The 2286-nt window shown below is 44.2% G+C and carries 3 protein-coding genes; all 3 read right to left on the reverse strand.

Annotated elements, in window-relative coordinates:
* Positions 1–343: SDR family NAD(P)-dependent oxidoreductase (locus tag AC1DVB_RS26735; protein WP_477591838.1), on the reverse strand; the 343-nt coding region annotated here is incomplete at its 3' end.
* 35 nt (positions 344–378) lie between these two features.
* Positions 379–1767, reverse strand: coding sequence for a dihydrolipoyl dehydrogenase (lpdA, locus tag AC1DVB_RS26740; RefSeq protein ID WP_477591840.1), 1389 nt, complete (start codon positions 1765–1767; stop codon positions 379–381).
* Positions 1768–1783: 16 nt separating this feature from the next.
* A partial coding sequence (locus tag AC1DVB_RS26745; RefSeq protein WP_477591842.1) for a dihydrolipoamide acetyltransferase family protein occupies positions 1784–2286 on the reverse strand: 503 nt, incomplete at its 5' end.

A 2286-nucleotide genomic window follows, 5' to 3' on the forward strand; every position in this document is an offset into this window, starting at 1 on the left:
TTACATTTATATTGAAAATCTGTTCAAGGTCTTCTTGAGTTACTTCCAATAGAGGCTTTATTTGTGCAATTCCTGCATTTGAAACCATAACATCCAGTTGTCCAAAACGTTCCACAACTTGATTCACCATTTCGAATACTTCCCGTCTATTGCTTACATCCGCTTTAACGGCAAAGCTTTCACGTCCAAGTTCCCTTATCTCATTCACGACCGATTCAGCCGTATCCAGTTTGACATCGTTAATGACCACATTCAATCCATCTTGAGCTAATCTTAATGCAATGGCACGTCCGATACCACGACCTGCACCAGTGACGACTGCCGTCCGTTGACCGCTAACCATACAAAATCCCCCTTCAGTAAAAAAACTTATTTATTTTAGGAATGCACAGCTTGACCTACTACATTTAAAAGAGCTTCATGTATGGATTCCCACAAGGTTGGATGCGCCGCCACTAAATCTTCCAACATATCTGCCGTTATTTCAGCATGCAGCATGATCGTCCCTTGTCCAATCAATTCTGTTGCATGCTGACCGACAATGGAAAAACCTAGAATTTCATTATATTGTGGGTTCACTAGGACTTTGACCTTTCCTACCGGTTTATTGGAAAGGGCAGCTTTCCCATTTGCCGAAAAAGCGAATTCACCAACTTTAATTTCACCATATTTTTGACGCGCTTCTTTTTCGGTCAAGCCTACACTGGCAATCTCCGGGGAGGTATAAATGCAGCGAGGGATTGCCCGGTAATTCACTTGTGCAAATTGACCGCAGGCATTCAGGGCCGCCACCCGTCCTTCATGAAAAGCTACATGGGCAAGTTGGATGCCTCCTATCACATCACCGCAGGCATAAATCGTTGGATTGCTTGTTTGCATTCGATCATCCACCGAGATGCCAAGTCGGGAAAAATCAATATCGTTTTCCTCTAAGCCTACTCCGTTCACTCTTGGTCTTCTCCCTATAGATACGAGTACGTAATCAGCATGCATTTCTTCCAATTTGCCATCGCCATTCTCTAAATATACCGTTTTACTGGTTGCATTGATGTTTTTGACAGCTGTAGAGGTATGGACCGTAACGCCTTGGTTTTTCAATTCTTCATGCAGAATGCTCGTGATATCCTCATCTTCCCCTGGAAGCAGCTTTTCCCCCATTTCGATAACGGTAACCTCGGTGCCCATCCTGCTATAAATGCTGGCAAATTCACATCCGATGACGCCGCCTCCGACAATTAGCAGGGAATCGGGAATGGCAGGAAGTGACATGGCATGACCACTGTGGATGATCCATTCACCATCAAACGGCGCAAAAGGTAGTGGAATCGGTTCAGAACCCGTTGAAATGATGATCTTACTTGCATCAATCACTTCATTTTCATTTTCATTTCCGTTCTCGATCCGCAGTCGATTGCTTGAAAGGATAGAAGCCCTGCCCTGTATGACTTTTATTTTATTCTTACCCATTAAATATCGAATGCCGTTCACTAGTTTAGAGATGACCTCTCTTTTTCGTTCCTGTACGGTATCCCAATCGACTACAATCGAATTGAGGGAAAGGCGAATTCCCATTTGCCCGGCATTTTTCACCAAGTCATACGTATCGGCACTTTTCAATAATGACTTCGTTGGCATGYAGCCTTCGTTTAAACAGGTTCCGCCCAATGGCCCATCGACTACCAATATGACCTCCTTATCCTGCTGGGCAGCAGTGATTGCCGCTACATACCCTGCAGGACCTCCGCCTATAATAACTATACGATTCAAGTCTTTCCCTCCTTTTCTATAAAATCACGGTGATCGGCTCTTCTAAATACCGTTTTAGTGTTTGTAAAAAGGCAGCAGCGGGTGCCCCATCCAGTACACGGTGATCAAAAGTTAAACTGAGTGGCAAGATCGTTCTCCTCTCCAATTCTTCACCAATATAAAGTGGGGTATCGTAAGCAGAGCCAATTCCGAGTATCCCCGTTTCCGGTGTATTGAGAATGGGTGTAAAATGCTCAACGCCAAATGCCCCGAGGTTACTGATTGTAAAAGTGGACCCTTGCATGTCTTCAATTGGCAATTGACCGTCACGTGCACACCGGGCCAACTCCTTCCCCTTATTCGATAACTGTCTTATGGTACAATTTTCGGCATTTCTTATGACGGGAACAACTAGTCCATTCTCCAAGGCCACTGCTAATCCAAGATGGATAGACTCATACAAAATGATATTATCTTCAATATAGGCACTATTCATTTTAGGGTGCTCTTTAAGTGAAAGCACGACAGCCTTGGCAACAA

The organism is Peribacillus sp. P4_D6, assembly GCF_056401795.1.